The sequence below is a fragment of the Plebeiibacterium marinum genome (genome assembly GCF_026013615.1).
Classification (GTDB): Bacteria; Bacteroidota; Bacteroidia; order Bacteroidales; family Marinilabiliaceae; genus Saccharicrinis; species Saccharicrinis marinus_A.
The window spans coordinates 74,829-89,442 of record NZ_JAPDPI010000016.1 but is presented as its reverse complement, the minus strand read 5'-3'; the positions used below and the strand labels follow the sequence as shown (position 1 = coordinate 89,442).

The 14,614-nt window shown below is 37.3% G+C and carries 14 protein-coding genes and 1 tRNA gene; 6 read left to right on the top strand and 9 right to left on the bottom strand.

Annotation, left to right across the window (positions count from 1 at the left end; translation table 11 throughout):
• Positions 1-84: 84 nt before the first annotated feature.
• Entirely contained in the window at positions 85-1,797 is a 1,713-nt protein-coding gene (locus OM074_RS09485; protein ID WP_301199224.1) for a glutamine--tRNA ligase/YqeY domain fusion protein, read from the bottom strand.
• Between the two features lie 204 nt (positions 1,798-2,001).
• Between OM074_RS09485 and folB the strand changes: the two genes are divergently transcribed.
• The 3 genes from folB to OM074_RS09470 all read left to right on the top strand — a co-directional run bounded on the left by folB (position 2,002) and on the right by OM074_RS09470 (position 2,953).
• Positions 2,002-2,376 (top strand): dihydroneopterin aldolase, encoded by a 375-nt coding sequence (folB, locus tag OM074_RS09480; protein ID WP_301199223.1) that lies wholly within the window; start codon positions 2,002-2,004, stop codon positions 2,374-2,376.
• A 174-nt stretch (positions 2,377-2,550) separates the two neighbouring features.
• Positions 2,551-2,622 (top strand) — tRNA-Cys (locus tag OM074_RS09475).
• A 136-nt stretch (positions 2,623-2,758) separates the two neighbouring features.
• Positions 2,759-2,953, top strand: coding sequence for a YwbE family protein (locus tag OM074_RS09470; protein WP_301199222.1), 195 nt, complete (start codon positions 2,759-2,761; stop codon positions 2,951-2,953).
• Positions 2,954-3,141: 188 nt separating this feature from the next.
• Here OM074_RS09470 and OM074_RS09465 read toward each other — a convergent pair whose 3' ends face one another.
• The 4 genes from OM074_RS09465 to fucP form a co-directional block, all read right to left on the bottom strand.
• Positions 3,142-4,158 carry a zinc-binding alcohol dehydrogenase family protein gene (locus OM074_RS09465; RefSeq protein ID WP_301199221.1) on the bottom strand — a complete coding sequence of 339 codons (1,017 nt, stop codon included), beginning with the start codon at positions 4,156-4,158 and terminating at the stop codon, positions 3,142-3,144.
• Between the two features lie 119 nt (positions 4,159-4,277).
• The gene (locus tag OM074_RS09460) at positions 4,278-5,111 is read right to left on the bottom strand and encodes an amidohydrolase family protein (RefSeq protein ID WP_301199220.1); all 834 of its coding nucleotides are present in this window, start codon (positions 5,109-5,111) and stop codon (positions 4,278-4,280) included.
• A gap of 10 nt (positions 5,112-5,121) precedes the next feature.
• On the bottom strand, positions 5,122-6,168 hold the full coding sequence (locus OM074_RS09455; RefSeq protein WP_301199219.1) for an aldo/keto reductase: 1,047 nt from the start codon (positions 6,166-6,168) through the stop codon (positions 5,122-5,124).
• Between the two features lie 13 nt (positions 6,169-6,181).
• Positions 6,182-7,441, bottom strand: a complete 1,260-nt coding sequence (gene fucP / locus OM074_RS09450; RefSeq protein WP_301199218.1) for an L-fucose:H+ symporter permease — start codon at positions 7,439-7,441, stop codon at positions 6,182-6,184.
• A 250-nt stretch (positions 7,442-7,691) separates the two neighbouring features.
• Between fucP and OM074_RS09445 the strand changes: the two genes are divergently transcribed.
• Both OM074_RS09445 and OM074_RS09440 read left to right on the top strand, forming a co-directional pair.
• A complete protein-coding gene (locus OM074_RS09445) occupies positions 7,692-8,564 on the top strand; it encodes a helix-turn-helix transcriptional regulator (RefSeq protein ID WP_301199217.1) in 873 nt (290 codons plus the stop codon).
• A 167-nt stretch (positions 8,565-8,731) separates the two neighbouring features.
• A complete protein-coding gene (locus OM074_RS09440) occupies positions 8,732-9,343 on the top strand; it encodes a leucine-rich repeat domain-containing protein (protein WP_301199216.1) in 612 nt (203 codons plus the stop codon).
• A 50-nt stretch (positions 9,344-9,393) separates the two neighbouring features.
• Here the strand turns inward: OM074_RS09440 and selD are convergent, their stop codons facing one another.
• Both selD and mnmH read right to left on the bottom strand, forming a co-directional pair.
• Positions 9,394-10,428 (bottom strand): selenide, water dikinase SelD, encoded by a 1,035-nt coding sequence (gene selD / locus OM074_RS09435; protein ID WP_301199215.1) that lies wholly within the window; start codon positions 10,426-10,428, stop codon positions 9,394-9,396.
• 34 nt (positions 10,429-10,462) lie between these two features.
• Positions 10,463-11,494 carry a tRNA 2-selenouridine(34) synthase MnmH gene (gene mnmH / locus OM074_RS09430; protein WP_301199214.1) on the bottom strand — a complete coding sequence of 344 codons (1,032 nt, stop codon included), beginning with the start codon at positions 11,492-11,494 and terminating at the stop codon, positions 10,463-10,465.
• A 280-nt stretch (positions 11,495-11,774) separates the two neighbouring features.
• On the opposite strand from mnmH, the gene OM074_RS09425 reads away from it, so the two are divergent.
• Complete coding sequence (locus tag OM074_RS09425) at positions 11,775-12,779, top strand: helix-turn-helix domain-containing protein (RefSeq protein ID WP_301199213.1); 1,005 nt, start codon at positions 11,775-11,777, stop codon at positions 12,777-12,779.
• A gap of 37 nt (positions 12,780-12,816) precedes the next feature.
• Here OM074_RS09425 and OM074_RS09420 read toward each other — a convergent pair whose 3' ends face one another.
• Both OM074_RS09420 and OM074_RS09415 read right to left on the bottom strand, forming a co-directional pair.
• The gene (locus tag OM074_RS09420) at positions 12,817-13,653 is read right to left on the bottom strand and encodes an SDR family NAD(P)-dependent oxidoreductase (RefSeq protein ID WP_301199212.1); all 837 of its coding nucleotides are present in this window, start codon (positions 13,651-13,653) and stop codon (positions 12,817-12,819) included.
• Between the two features lie 81 nt (positions 13,654-13,734).
• Positions 13,735-14,376: an SRPBCC family protein gene (locus OM074_RS09415; protein WP_301199211.1), complete on the bottom strand. Its 642-nt coding sequence runs from the start codon at positions 14,374-14,376 to the stop codon at positions 13,735-13,737.
• Between the last annotated feature and the right edge of the window lie 238 nt (positions 14,377-14,614).

The window sequence follows — 14,614 nt, the reverse complement described above, 5'->3', positions numbered from 1 at the left end:
TTAACAAATTATTAAACATTCACTATTTCAAAACAAAGGGCACTTGAATCAAGCACCCTTTACTGTATTATTATTTCAGGATACTTATTTCTTTTTGGCCCAACTGTCTTTAAGAGCAACAGTTCTATTGAAAATAAGTTTACCCGAAGTTGAATCTTTATCCACACAAAAGTATCCTACCCTTTGAAACTGAAACTTATCCAGAGGATTGGCTTCATTTAACGAAGGCTCTACTTTGGCATTCACTATTTTTAGTGATTCAGGGTTGATGAAATCAAGATGATCTGCATCTTTCTGCCCTGCAGGATCTTCATGGTTATACAACCTGTCATACATCCTTACCTCTGCATCAACAGCATGTTCAACAGACACCCAATGAAGGATCCCCTTTATTTTACGGGTTACTGTAGTGGCACCCGATTTTGTTTCCGGATCATAAGTACAATAAATTTCCTCTATTTCTCCTGTTGCTTCATTCTTTTTAAAATCGGTACAGGTTACAGCATAAGCTCCTTTTAAACGAACCTCTTTACCTGGCCCTAAACGGAAAAACTTCTTGGGTGCATCCTCCATAAAATCTTCACGTTCGATATATACCTCGCGGCTAAACGGCAATTCACGACTGCCCATTGATTCGTCCTCAGGATTATTAATCATGTTAACCATCTCAACCTGCCCTTCAGGATAGTTTGTGATGATTAACTTTAAAGGATTAACCACAGCGTTTACCCTGGCCACCTTTTTATTCAGGTCTTCACGCACACAACTTTCCAACAAGGCCACATCACTTATACTATCCCTGTTTGTAACGCCAACCTTATCAGCAAAGTTACGGATAGATTCAGGAGTATAACCTCTTCTTCTCAAGCCGGAAACCGTTGGCATACGAGGATCATCCCATCCTGCAACAATATTTTTTTGAACCAACTCCAACAGCTTGCGCTTACTCATTACAGTGTAATTCAAATTTAAGCGGGCAAACTCAATCTGGCGGGGCCTGACTCTTTTTTCCATCTCCTCATCTCCATCAATAATCTGATCTAAAAACCAGTCATATAACGGACGGTGCACCTTAAATTCCAGCGTGCATATTGAGTGTGTTATACCTTCTACAAAATCTTCCTGACCATGAGCAAAATCGTAAATTGGATATATACACCATTTATCCCCGGTTCTGTGGTGCGATTGATGAATAATACGGTACATAAAAGGATCACGCAAGTGCATATTTGGTGACGCCATATCAATTTTGGCTCTCAATACCTTTGCCCCTGCTGCAAACTCACCGTTTTTCATCCTTTCAAAAAGATCCAGATTCTCTTCTACGGAGCGATTACGGTATGGACTTTCCTGTCCAGGCTCAGTAGGCGTACCTTTTTGCGAAGCAATTTCCTCTGCACTTTGATCATCAACATAGGCCTTGCCCTTTTTAATCAACTTCACTGCCCAATCATACAGCTGGTCAAAATAATCTGAAGCATATTTTACGTTTCCTTCCCAATTAAAGCCAAGCCACTTTACATCTTCCTGAATACTCTCAACATATTCAACATCCTCCTTCACAGGGTTTGTGTCGTCAAAACGAAGGTTACACCCTCCTTTATATTTTTGTGCCAGACTAAAATTTAAACAAATAGATTTAGCATGGCCTATATGCAAGTATCCATTAGGTTCTGGAGGGAACCTTGTTAATACCGCTCCGTTATTTTTATTTTCAGCGAGGTCTTTATCAATTTCCTGGTGGATAAAGTTCGACTTTACTGCTTCCGCTGCATTTTCTATTTTGTCTTTGCTCATAGGTAAAAAATTCTAAAAATTTAGAATAGAGATAAGAGATCTCAGAGCGAATCTTCTTAGTTCCATCTTGAAACCTACAAAAATAAAAGTTTTGCAATTATCAGTACATATTTTAAACGTTAATATGTATAAAATTTTCATACATCCGCTACAATTTGCTTAATCTAATTCATAACTTCGCATCCAAATAAAGATAAATAAATTATGCAACAGGGAATAATTGAGCTTGAAGACATGGAGTTTTATGCTTACCATGGCTGTTTCAAGGAGGAGCAAGTAGTAGGTAACAGGTTTATTGTAAACATTTCAATTAAAACCGATATTGAAAAAGCAAGCAAAACAGATAATATTCAGGATGCATTGAACTATGTTACCGTTTATGAGATAACAAAGAAAGAGATCAGTGAGAAATCACATTTACTCGAACATCTCGTTGGCCGAATTGTGGATGCCATTGTTAAAAAATTTGATTACATAAACTGGATTAAGGTAAAGGCATCAAAGATGAATCCTCCCATGGGAGGCCAAATGAAAGCAGTAAGTGTTACATTGGAAAAAAACACAGAGCGAAATCAATGAACATGTAATTGTTGTGTTGTTATTAATTTCAAAAGCCAGAGAACAACAAAATACCAAGGCATGCAAAATTTAATTCCCTGATTTAAAACCCAAAGATTATTTTTTCGCAACAAATTATATTTTTCTCTTGCTTGATAAGGAATTATTTGCTTATTTTGCAACCCGAATCAAAAAGGTTCCTTGGCCGAGTGGCTTAGGCACTGGTCTGCAAAACCAGGTACGGCGGTTCGAATCCGCCAGGAACCTCATCAAACTCCCGATTTTCGAAAGAAGGTCGGGAGTTTTTGTTTTATACAGGCAGCTGCGTTCCTATAATAACAAACAATACTGCCTTATATTCAGCGCAATAAAAAATTAACGTATCAAATATAGAAGCATAGAAATGGACGGAAGAGAAAGAAAAAACATTAAAAAAGGGACAAAAGTTGCTATTCTTCAAAAGCAAGATGAAAGATCAGGTAATTTAACACACGGTGTTGTGCAAGAAGTGATTGACGAGGTAGCTTTTCATCTAAAAGGCATTGAGTGTAAATTAAAGACTGGTCAGATTGGCAGAGTAAAACTGATCAAGCTTTAATTAACAAGCTCTCACATTTTAAAAGCCCCCTGTTAAATTAACAGAGGGCTTTTTTTCTTGACCACCTTACTTTATTTATTTGGAATTCGCTCCATATCTCCTGCTAATAATTTACAAAGTCATTAAACGAAAGATCCCATTGACAGTCTACTATCGGTTCTCTTAGAAAAAATCTCATAAAAGATTCATCAATTAAACTCCAGCAGAATTTTAAATACTTTTCCGGGATTTTTTGACCAACCATTAAGTACCTGGCTTGCTTTTTCCGGTTCAACAATTTCTGTAACCATTTTATCTACCGGGAAAACACCCCGGCCAAGATATGATATCACTGCCCTAAAATCATTTGCTGTAGCATTACGCGATCCAAGAATATCCATTTCCTTTTGCACGAACAACTTTGTAGCAAAAGATACCTCTTCTTTTGCATATCCAATACATACCACCCTTCCCGTAAATGCAATCTCCTGTACTGCCGAAAGATATGTCTTAGGATTTCCTGCGGCTTCTACAATCACACTGGGACCTCCCGGCTCTATATCTTTTAGCCGCAAGCTTAAATCTTCACTTAATGAGTTTATTGTATGTTGCACACCTAACTCTTTAGCAATTTTCAGTTTTTCATCATCTATATCTACAGCAATCACCTTTGCACCCCGTAGTACCGATCGCACTATAGCCCCTACTCCAATCATACCACAACCAAACACCAAAACAGTATCCCCATCCGTCACACGCCCCCTTTCAACTGCATGAAACCCTACTGTTAACGGTTCAATCAGAGCCAATTCAACATCACTCAAACCTTCTGCCATCAATAACTTTTGCCAGGGAACTGACACATACTCACACATAGCCCCATCTCTCTGAACTCCAAGGGTTTGATTAAACTGACAAGCATATTCCCGTCCTGCCTTGCAAGAGGGACATTGCCCACAATTACTGTAAGGTATCACTGTTACTGCTTTACCAACAGTATAATTTTCCGGCACCCCATCTGCACACTCGTGTATAACAGCAGATATTTCATGGCCGGGTATCCTTGGATAATTAACCATTGGGTTTTTACCCAAATATGTTGTGAGATCAGATCCGCAAAAACCAACATATTTAATTTTCAGCAATACCTCGCCTTGTTTTATTACAGGCTTTTCTCTGTTAACAACCATAGCCACGCCTGGCTTTTCTATAACAACTGCTTTCATCTGTTTATAATTTTCTTTCATTTGCCACATGAAACTCGCCGGAGAAATAACCATCCCACTGAATGAGAACTTTTCTTATGACTCGTTTCATTTTCCACATTAAATATGTCCCTTACTACTTATACATACAAACCATAAACTCTTATGGCATTTTGTTTCAATATAGCATCCTGTTCATCTTCGGATAGTCTTTTCACCTGCTTTTTTACCAGTTCAACCCAACGTCCATACTTTATTCCAACCAAACACACCGGCCAATCCGACCCAAACAATAATCGATCAGGGGAAAACAACTCCAGCACAACATCAAAATAAGGCTGCAGATCCTCCTCTCTCCAATTTTCAAAATCAGCTTCTGTTACCATACCTGATATTTTGCAATACACATTATCCAATGCCGCCAACTGCTTCATATTCTCTTTCCAGGGAGACAAATAACCTTCCCTTATTTTAGGCTTAGCAATATGGTCAAGAACAAAAAGTTGATTTGGATGACTTTTAACAAACTCAATCACACAAGGAAGATGCTTATCAAAAACCAGAATATCATACACCAATCCAGCCTCAGTAATTTTCTTTATCCCCTCATTAAAATTCCGTCCAAGTATAAACCGTTCATCAGGCTCATCCTGAACTACATGTCGCAAACCTACCAACTTCTGGTAGCAACAATACCTTTCCAGCCATTTGTAAAAATCACCATTCTGAATTGGCAACCACCCCACAACCCCCCTAATAAAATCATGGGCCTTTGCCACTTCAAGCAACCAGTCCGTCTCAAGCAAAGACTGCCTGGCCTGAACTGTTACTACACCTTCCACCCCGGCTTCTTTTATTTCAGAAAGAAGGTCGCCAGGCAAAAAATCCCTCCTTATCCTGCTCATCCGGTCATCTATCCAGCCAAACTCTGCTGTATTATATTTCCAAAAATGATGATGAGAATCTATTACCATAGCACATGATTTATATGTAATTATAATTGGCAGATATTAAACCTTTCAATTTCATTTCTCTCCAAAATTCCTTTGGAATTTCTCTATGGAGAACATCCCAATTGCGCAGCATTGTTTCCTGCTTGCTAGTATTTAGTGCCAGAGATGAAACTGCAGGGTGAGACAAAACAAAATGAATTGCCGCATCAGATGCATGCACTTTATATATACTGCACAAATTATCAAAGCCATTTCTCCATGCTAAGATTTCTTTTCCCTGACTTGACTCCGGATCGACTTTTTTATAATCAAAAAAATCACTCCCGGTTACAAACCCTCCATGAAATATTGCTGAATTAATTACAGCAACCCCATCTCTATGCAACCGGTTAACGAAACCAAGAAATTCATCCGTATGTTTCATGATGGTAAAAGAATTAGCCAACATAACCCAATCAAACTTAACCTCCCCATACAGCTCCTCAATAACATGCCAATCTTTCGAACCAACACCCACAGCCTTTACCAGACCTTTCGCCTTCAGTTCAAACAAAGCTCTGTAAGCTTCTGTTATATCCAACAACCGCTTTTCCCTATCCTTTAACGAATCAGCACCAGTGAGGTATTCATCCGGATCATGCACCGAAACAAGCTGGGTTTTATACTTGCCCCCCAACAGTTCCTCTCCCTGTTCCCAACATTGAATAATCCCCTCATAACTTATCTTTTGCACGGCATCGTAGTTACAATCCACCCACACACCCGGTTCAAATGTTGGCTCCTCAGTCCGCAAGGGAATTCGATACCATCCCAACTTATTACTTATTGTTACCTGACCTGGATCAACATTCAAATCTCCCAACAACCTCCCTATCATCTCTAAAGACATGCCTGCCCCATACTTTCCGGCAGAATCGATCACAGGCTTTTCTGTACACATAAACCATCCTTGCACCAACCGCAACTTTTCATCATATGAAAGTTTTTTGTACAGATTTCCTAAATAACTCGTTCCAAACACAATAGAAGGGATAAACACCCCACTATTTCCTATTTCGTTACTACAATCAAAACTCATACAATACGTATATTTAAAACAGCTTTATTTTTGTATATGCATATGAGCCTATAATTACAAAGCAAAGCAAGGGGAGCAGATAAGATAAACTTACCCCCCATAAATCTATCATAAACCCATGCAAAGGAGTAATTAACGCACCACCCAAAATGGCCATTATCAATCCGGAAGAAGCAACTTTGGTTTCCGCATCACTCAAACCCTCACTACCCAAACCAAAAATAGTTGGAAACATCAACGACATACAACCTGAAATACCAATCAGGGCAAATACCCCTATTTTTCCACCCACATATACAACTAACAAACACAACACAATAGCCAACACCGAAGAAAACAACAAAAGAGACTGGGCCTTAAACTTCTTCATTAAAATAGTAAAGACCCAGCGTGCCACACTAAACAAGACCAGGGCGCCGGTATGAAACTGCAAAGCCACATCAGGAGTAACATGTAAATGCTCCGGAATATAAAAGTTTGTATAGGTCCATACTGAAATTTGTGCCCCAACATAAAAAAACTGAGCCACAACAGCGAAGGTATAATTTGCATTATTAAATAAGGCTCTGAAGGTTTTAAAAATATGAACATGTTCATGCTCATCTGAAACCTTTGGCATTTTTGTTATTGCAATAAGCATCCATACCAATGCAAGAATACCCGCAACGGATAAATAAGGAAAAATGACAATATGAAGTGTTTCATTAATTTTACTAGCTGGAATAGTAATATTACCCAGTGCATCAACAGGCATCCGTGACATTATTAATACCTGACACAAAACAATCCCGGTTATAGCACCAATTGGATTAAAGGATTGAGCAAAATTCAATCTACGAGTTGCTGTTTGCTTATCGCCCAAAGCTATAATATAGGGATTTGCATTCGTTTCCAAAATTCCTAATCCACAAGCCAAAACATAATATGAAACACAGAAATACACAAACTCCTGCAGCAAAGTGGCTGGATATAAAAGAAAACACCCTAATGCATATACCCCTAATCCTACCAGAACACCAGTTTTATAAGAAAACTTTCGAGAAATGGCCGCTCCCGGCAAAGCCATACAAAAATATCCAAAGTAAAATGCAAACTGAATTAAAGAGGCCTGAAACGTTGACAGCTCTCCAAAAACAGCTTTAAAAACCTTCACCAGTGGATCGGTTAAATTATTGGCAATTCCCCACCACATAAAACAACTAGAAAGTAATATAAAGGAAAGAATATATTTTTTCTCCAGTAAAACTCCCTTGGAAGATTGATTACTATTCATCTGCATAACACCCTAAAATGACTAATTAAACAATAGCACGATATCGTATCTCTATAAACCCACACTCTTTATACGGTAAAACAGCCTAACACTACAACAATGTACATACTGAACTATTATACAATCACATACCGACTATTAAATGCACTACAAATATAAAACAAAGTGCACTTTTCCTAATTACACATAAACGACCAGATATAATATTATATCGATATTTATTATTTTTGCAAAAAACACAAAGAACGGTATGGTGTCAAAAAATTTACACTTTATTCTTTTAAATATTGGATTTGCCACCCACAATGGAGACTGGAACTATACTAACGTAATTAGTCCCTTTGCAAGATTATACCTTGTTACAGGGGGAAAAGCAATGGTTACCATTAACGAAAAACAACATATCCTTAAACCCGATCACATATACCTCATCCCTCCCTATACAGTACACACCGATAGTTGCGCAGGTAATTTCAACTTGTACTACCTACACATATATGATGAGAGTTTAGACACTATTTCACTATATGACCAATTTGAATTCCCATTTGAGGTTAAAGCATCCGAATTAGATCAAATGCTTTTTAAGAGGATCTACGAGATAAACCCTAACAGGATGTTGAGAAAATATGATCCAAAAGAATATGATACGCCTTCCTTTTTGGACGAGAACTTAACAACCAGCAGAAAACGCCCGCTTTATGTCTCTATCGAATCAAAGGCAATAATACAGCAACTGATATCAAGGTTTATTGTTGGAGCTCAACAACAGGCCACTACCTCTGATCAAAGAATCATTAATGCTTTAAAATACATCAATACCCATATTAATACCAATATCAGGATAAAGGACATTGCAGACATATGCTTTGTTTCAACCGATCATTTTATCCGCTTGTTTAAAAAGGAAATGAAAACAACACCAACAAACTACATAAACCGGAAACGCATAGAAAAAGCACAATTACTATTAAGCCTTAACAGCGAACCTATCAAGCAAATTGCCTACAGTTTATCCTTCGACAACATATCTTACTTTAACAGGCTGTTTAAACACTTTACAGGCATTACTCCTGCCGAATATCGCAAAAGATTAGGTGGAACATTCAATATCGCAACATAACAAAAGGCAAAACCAGTCTGGAGCATAGCAGTTACGCCAATTGACAAATTAAACTAAATCCAATCAACACTAAAGAACTCTGGTTAATTAGGTGCTCCTTACTTTTTCTTTTATTGTCAATTGTTATTTAGTAGATTTGAAAAGAGAAACAATTCAACTATTGCAACATGGACGACCTTCTTATTATTGAAGAACTGGAAAAGGAACTTTCGAAAAAACTAAAAAAGCTGGAAAAGGTTGTTTGGTTTTTGAAAGGATACCAATGCAATAACTCTGGTCAGATTACTCACCTCAGCATCCAAAAAATCCGCTTAAAAGGACAATGGCCCAAAGCCTTATTTAAGTTACAAAATCTTGAATACCTAAACATTCAAGACAACAACATCAAACACATACCAGACGAATTTGGTAAACTTAAAAATTTAAAATGTTTGGATATCAGGAACAACCAACTCAAATCATTGCCAAAAACAATCACTAACCTACCTATGTTAGAAAAACTTTATCTGGGACAAAACGAATTTCAACAAATTCCTTCAACCATAAGCTCATGCCAGTCGTTAAAAACAGTTGATTTTACCGAAAACCAAATTACAAACGGCTGCGAACACCTGATCAATTCAAAATCCATAGAACAAATATACCTTCGGGGAAATCTACTGAAATCATTTCCTTTTGAGATAATTACCCAAAGAGAAATAACAGACCTGAACCTAATGGATAATATGATTAAGGAAATACCCAAAAAATCAAAATGGATCAAGAACCTTTATTATTGAAAAAACACTTTTCTGTAACCTTTCTTTTTGACTTTAAATGATGGAACATTCTAATAAACCACGATCACTTTATCCTGTGGGCCAACCAATTCACCAAAACAACTTGCTTCAATTCCATGTACACCCAATAGCCTTTCTACTTTACCTACTGCATCCGGTTCCACAGCTATCAACAAGCCACCGCTGGTTTGCGGGTCGCACAAAATATTTATCAACGCAGGATCATCAACTTTAATTTTTTCACCAAAACTGTCCCAGTTTCTTTTTGTCCCCCCCGGTACACACTCCATATCCAGATATTCATCTAACATATCAAATTTCGGAATATCTTTAAACCGTATTTGGGCAGAAAGATTACTTCCTTCGCACATTTCACGCAGATGCCCAAGAAGACCAAAACCCGTAACATCAGTCATTGCCTTTACCCCATCAATATCAGCCAGTTTACACCCGATATCATTAAGTTTACTCATGGATTCGGGAGCCACCTGCTGATGCTCACATTTTAACACTCCTTTTTTTTGTGCTGTAGTTAAAATACCAACCCCCAATGGCTTTGTCAGAAACAATTTGCAGCCTTTAGTTGCTGTATTATTCTGCTTTAACTTTGAAAACTCAACCCTTCCGGTAACTGCAAGACCAAAAATAGGTTCAGGACTATCGATACTATGTCCTCCAGCCAGCATAATCCCTGCTTCTTTACAAGCTTCACGGCCTCCATCCAGAACATGGCGGGCTACTTCAGGATCTATTTTATTAACCGGCCATCCCAAAATAGCAATAGCCATCAACGGTTTACCCCCCATTGCATAAACATCGCTAATGGCATTGGCAGCCGCTATTTTTCCAAAAACAAACGGATCATCAACAATTGGCATAAAAAAATCGGTAGTACTGATTACAGCAGTACCATCGCCAAGATCATAAACAGCAGCATCATCACGACTATCATTTCCCACCACCAGTCTTTCATCCACAATTGGATTAATACTACTAACCAACATGGCATCCAGCACCTTTGGTGCAATCTTACAACCACATCCCGCTCCGTGACTATACTGTGTGAGTTTTATTTTTTCAGACATTTTCCGTTATTTATAAAATATGAAACTACAAGAATCAGACAGTTCCCTGCTCAATAATTTTTTTGATCAACACAGCATTGCCGTCAGGATCAGAATCAACCAGCTCTATTTTTCTGATTTTACCAGGATCGCGTCTCATTACGCCCCTCATATAGCTTTTATCGTAATAATTTAAAGTATACATGGCTACCTGGAAGTAATCCTTATTTTCAAGAGCCTCCAACGCCAATTTTGTTACATAACCACCCAGTTTCTTTTTGATTTTATGGATCCCGTATTCCAACAACTCATTATCAAACCCGGCATAATCACCAACCAACACCTTAGCTCGCTGTTCTTTAGGCACTACCAAAAAATAAACAATGGCATTCCTGATCATCTCATACAAATCCATGGGCAGCTTTACGCTACCAATATTATGGCTCTCATCTTCAATATAAACAGGTTTTGAAAAATCAAGCCTGCGCCATATATCAAACAAGTTATTTTCAAACTGCTCCACCGTAGGCTGAACTTCTTCCCCAATACCGCCAAAAGCAGATCCTTTATGATTGGCCAATCCTTCCAGATCTACAATCTGACATCCTATATTTTCAAGCCTGTGCAAAATATGGGTTTTTCCACTACCTGTAAATCCCCCTATCACCTTTAAGTCAACCCCTACCTTAAATGAATCCAAAACAAAATTCCTGAATCCTTTATATCCCTTATCTATAACCTTAACATTACAAAAGCCATTCTCTTCAAGGTGTTTAGCAAAAGAGTGGCTCCGCATCCCACCACGCCAGCAATGCACAACTACCTTTTTATCAGGCGAAACCTTTTGTGACTCATTAATAAACCACTCAAGCTTTGGTGTTACATATTCATAACCCAACTCAATAGCAGCTTCTTTACTATTTTGCTTATAAACAGTTCCCACATGGGCACGTTCTTCATTATTGAAAAGTGGTATATTATAAGCTCCGGGAATATGCCCCTTTTCAAATTCTCCAGGAGAACGGACATCTATTACTGGTATATTTTCGTATTGAGAATAATATGTTTCAATATCAATATCTATCATAACACAAAAATATAATTTTAGAAGAAGACAGATAGCACAGGGGGATAGTTTTTCTGTATAACAGAAGTGGCAAAAAGCCAACAGGCATAAAACGTTCACCTGTTTGCATAAAAAAAGCAGCTATAAAACGTTTATACAGCTGCTTTCCAATCTTTAACCAAACCTAACCCTAAACTATGAGTTGCTACAAAGATAACGATATGTTCTTTATTTCCAAAAAATATTCTCACATTTTAAAATAAATTCTGTTTTACACCTGTTTTGTTGTAACTTTAATAGCATGATTTCCAATTCGAACATACAAGCAATATTTTTTAAAGCCATAAAAGAAAAACTTGGCGCAAACTATTCGCTTGTACATGAAATATCCGAATTGTTAAAAATAAGCTATGATAGTGCTTACAGGAGACTAAGGGGTGAAAAAAGCATATCAATGCAGGAAGCTATTGAATTAGCCAAACATTTTGACATTTCATTTGACGAACTTTTAAATAACGACAGCAATTATATTTCATTCAAACACTACCCCGTGCAACCCGGAAAATTCAGCGGATTAAAATGGCTGGATTTTATCTATTACTACATTAACCTCATCCACCAACACCCATTCAAGGAGATTGTTTACGCAGCAAAAGACCCTCCAATTTTCCAGTATTTTCAGTTTCCTGAAATTGCAGCTTTCAAATTCTTTTTTTGGGGCAAAACACTGTTTAGTTCAGCTGAACTTGAAGACAAAAAGTTTGATGTCAGATCTATCCATCCTGAAATAGAACAAAAATGCAAACACATTAGCAATATTTCAACCAAGATACCTACTACCGAAATATGGAACGAAGACACTTTCAGGATACTAATGAGACAGATTGAGTATTATTGGGTGTCGGGATATTTTAAAGGTAAAGATGATTTATCCATTCTGCTTGATAAAATTGAGATATGGCTTGAACATAACAAGAAAGAAGCCGAACTGGGTATGAGGTTCCTGATAGGAGAAGAATTGAAAGGAATTGAAAACTCATATACCTTGTATGAAAATGAGGTGGTTTTAAATGACAACACCATACATGTATCTTGTGGAGATACTTGTAGTGTATTTATGACCTACAATGTTTTAGGTTTACTGGTTTCTTCAAATCCAGACTTTTGTATGGGTATTGAAAACTTCCAGAAAGCTATTTTGTCCAAATCGAACCTAATCAGTCAGGTTGGAGAAAAGGAACGAAACAGGTTTTTTAACAAACTCCATATGATGACAGAAAACTTCCGAGCCACACATGGCGTATAAACTTAACACCTGATAGTTTCAATCAGATATAGCAGTATTAGGCATAAACCATTTTGCGTTGCTCCTTTACAACCTGCATTGTTTCATTTGGTTTGTCTAAATACCGGGCACTACGATACACGGCCCAGTAATATGCTTTTCGTGGAATCCATCGTGACAAATAATATATAAACTTATTTACCAATCCCGGAATAACGACCACTCCTGAACTTTTTAAAGACTTTAGACTTAATCGTGCTACTTTATCCGCACTCATCCACAACAAGCTGCCTACCAAACCATCACACACACTTCCTCTCTTAATCCTATTATGAAAGTTAGTTTTTATAAATCCCGGACAAAGAACCTGAATTTTCACACCCTTATCCTTTAAATCAACATGCAAACACTCAGAAAAACTAATTAGAAACGCCTTGGATGCACAATAAAAATAATTTAACGGAGATGGCAAGAAAGCAGACAAGGATGAAACATTGATGATGTTACCCGCTCCTTGTTCTGTCATTTTAGGCACAATGGAATGAATCAAATGTGTATATGCTGTAATGTATACCTGCAACATTTTTTGATGTGTAGAAAACTGCTCTTTAACAAATCCGTTTCTACAACCAAAACCGGCATTATTTATCAGCATATCAACCCTTTTTAACTTTTTAACACGATCAATAAAGCAGCCAAATTCATTTTCGTTATTAAAATCTACTTTATGGGCAGAAACCGGCACTTTATACTTTTTCTGCAAATATACCTTGGCAGACAGCAACCTGGTTTCATTTCTCCCTGTAATTAACAGGTGCCAACCTTTACCGGCTAAACAATTTGCATATGCCAATCCTAATCCACTTGTTCCTCCGGTGATTATTGCGAGTTTCATAATCAGAATATTTAAAATCACAACCAATTCACTTATACCATCCTAAAAGGTAAGAGTTCCTAACAAGAGAACCAACAAAAGTCATCCGATTTTCCCTGACAGCAATTCTTTTAACCGGACTAAATTCCCCATAAATACCTTTTTAATTACAGGTTCCTGAATCCATTGCGGAAACATGGGGGGTTCTTCCGAAAAAGTAGTAAATACTATCTTTGTCCTGGAATCATTAATTTTTATTAATTCCCAGGTAGCCCTGTAACTCTTCATACGCACTACACCCGTAACTTTATCCATTGCATAATCTACACTCTCAATCTTAATAATTGAATTGTTCTGATCAAGATTATAAACACTGTATTTCCCTATAAAATCCCTATTATTGAAAGGCCACGGCAAATCTATCAGAAAATGAAACAATGAACTTCCCCCTCTGTTAAATTCCGTCACCCTTATATTCTTCATCCATTTATCTACCGTAAGGTGAGAAGAAAGAAAGTTTTGGACCTTAGTGATATTACAAGTTGCAACAAACTCACCTTTTCGTTCCCTTACGCTCAGGCTGTCGTTTACACTTACCCAACGCTCATGAAGAGTAACTCCCTTTGTAGCTTTTACACAAATCCACTCCTCTTCACTATGTGTTTTAAACAACGATTCATATCTTACAAAGAATAAAGAACCCGGATAAAACACTCTCAACAATATATAAAGCACAATAATCATGACCTTAAATTTTAATTCATAATAAAGGTATGATGGGATTGGCACTATTTGAAATTGATTATAAACAAGCTCGCAGTGCTAAATTGTTGTTTGTAATAATAAGCGAACCTTCACCAAATAGTGGTGATTAAATAATACTGTTTCAAACAGAAACAATGCTATACTTTAGTGAAAACCAATTCAGAAGTGCAGGTGACTGTGTTTATTTTTGCATATTTCCGTAAAATTCAAAGAAAAC

Excerpts from the sequence above, each read along its gene's own strand:
- OM074_RS09465 (WP_301199221.1), bottom strand. The coding sequence starts at position 4,158 with ATGAAAGCAGTTGTTATAGAAAAGCCAGGCGTGGCTATGGTTGTTAAC.
- OM074_RS09460 (WP_301199220.1), bottom strand. The coding sequence starts at position 5,111 with ATGGTAATAGATTCTCATCATCATTTTTGGAAATATAATACAGCAGAG.
- fucP (WP_301199218.1), bottom strand. The coding sequence starts at position 7,441 with ATGAATAGTAATCAATCTTCCAAGGGAGTTTTACTGGAGAAAAAATAT.
- OM074_RS09425 (WP_301199213.1), top strand. The coding sequence starts at position 11,775 with ATGATTTCCAATTCGAACATACAAGCAATATTTTTTAAAGCCATAAAA.
- selD (WP_301199215.1), bottom strand. The coding sequence starts at position 10,428 with ATGTCTGAAAAAATAAAACTCACACAGTATAGTCACGGAGCGGGATGT.
- OM074_RS09485 (WP_301199224.1), bottom strand. The coding sequence starts at position 1,797 with ATGAGCAAAGACAAAATAGAAAATGCAGCGGAAGCAGTAAAGTCGAAC.
- OM074_RS09415 (WP_301199211.1), bottom strand. The coding sequence starts at position 14,376 with ATGATTATTGTGCTTTATATATTGTTGAGAGTGTTTTATCCGGGTTCT.
- OM074_RS09455 (WP_301199219.1), bottom strand. The coding sequence starts at position 6,168 with ATGAGTTTTGATTGTAGTAACGAAATAGGAAATAGTGGGGTGTTTATC.
- folB (WP_301199223.1), top strand. The coding sequence starts at position 2,002 with ATGCAACAGGGAATAATTGAGCTTGAAGACATGGAGTTTTATGCTTAC.
- OM074_RS09440 (WP_301199216.1), top strand. The coding sequence starts at position 8,732 with ATGGACGACCTTCTTATTATTGAAGAACTGGAAAAGGAACTTTCGAAA.
- OM074_RS09445 (WP_301199217.1), top strand. The coding sequence starts at position 7,692 with ATGGTGTCAAAAAATTTACACTTTATTCTTTTAAATATTGGATTTGCC.
- OM074_RS09420 (WP_301199212.1), bottom strand. The coding sequence starts at position 13,653 with ATGAAACTCGCAATAATCACCGGAGGAACAAGTGGATTAGGATTGGCA.
- mnmH (WP_301199214.1), bottom strand. The coding sequence starts at position 11,494 with ATGATAGATATTGATATTGAAACATATTATTCTCAATACGAAAATATA.
- OM074_RS09470 (WP_301199222.1), top strand. The coding sequence starts at position 2,759 with ATGGACGGAAGAGAAAGAAAAAACATTAAAAAAGGGACAAAAGTTGCT.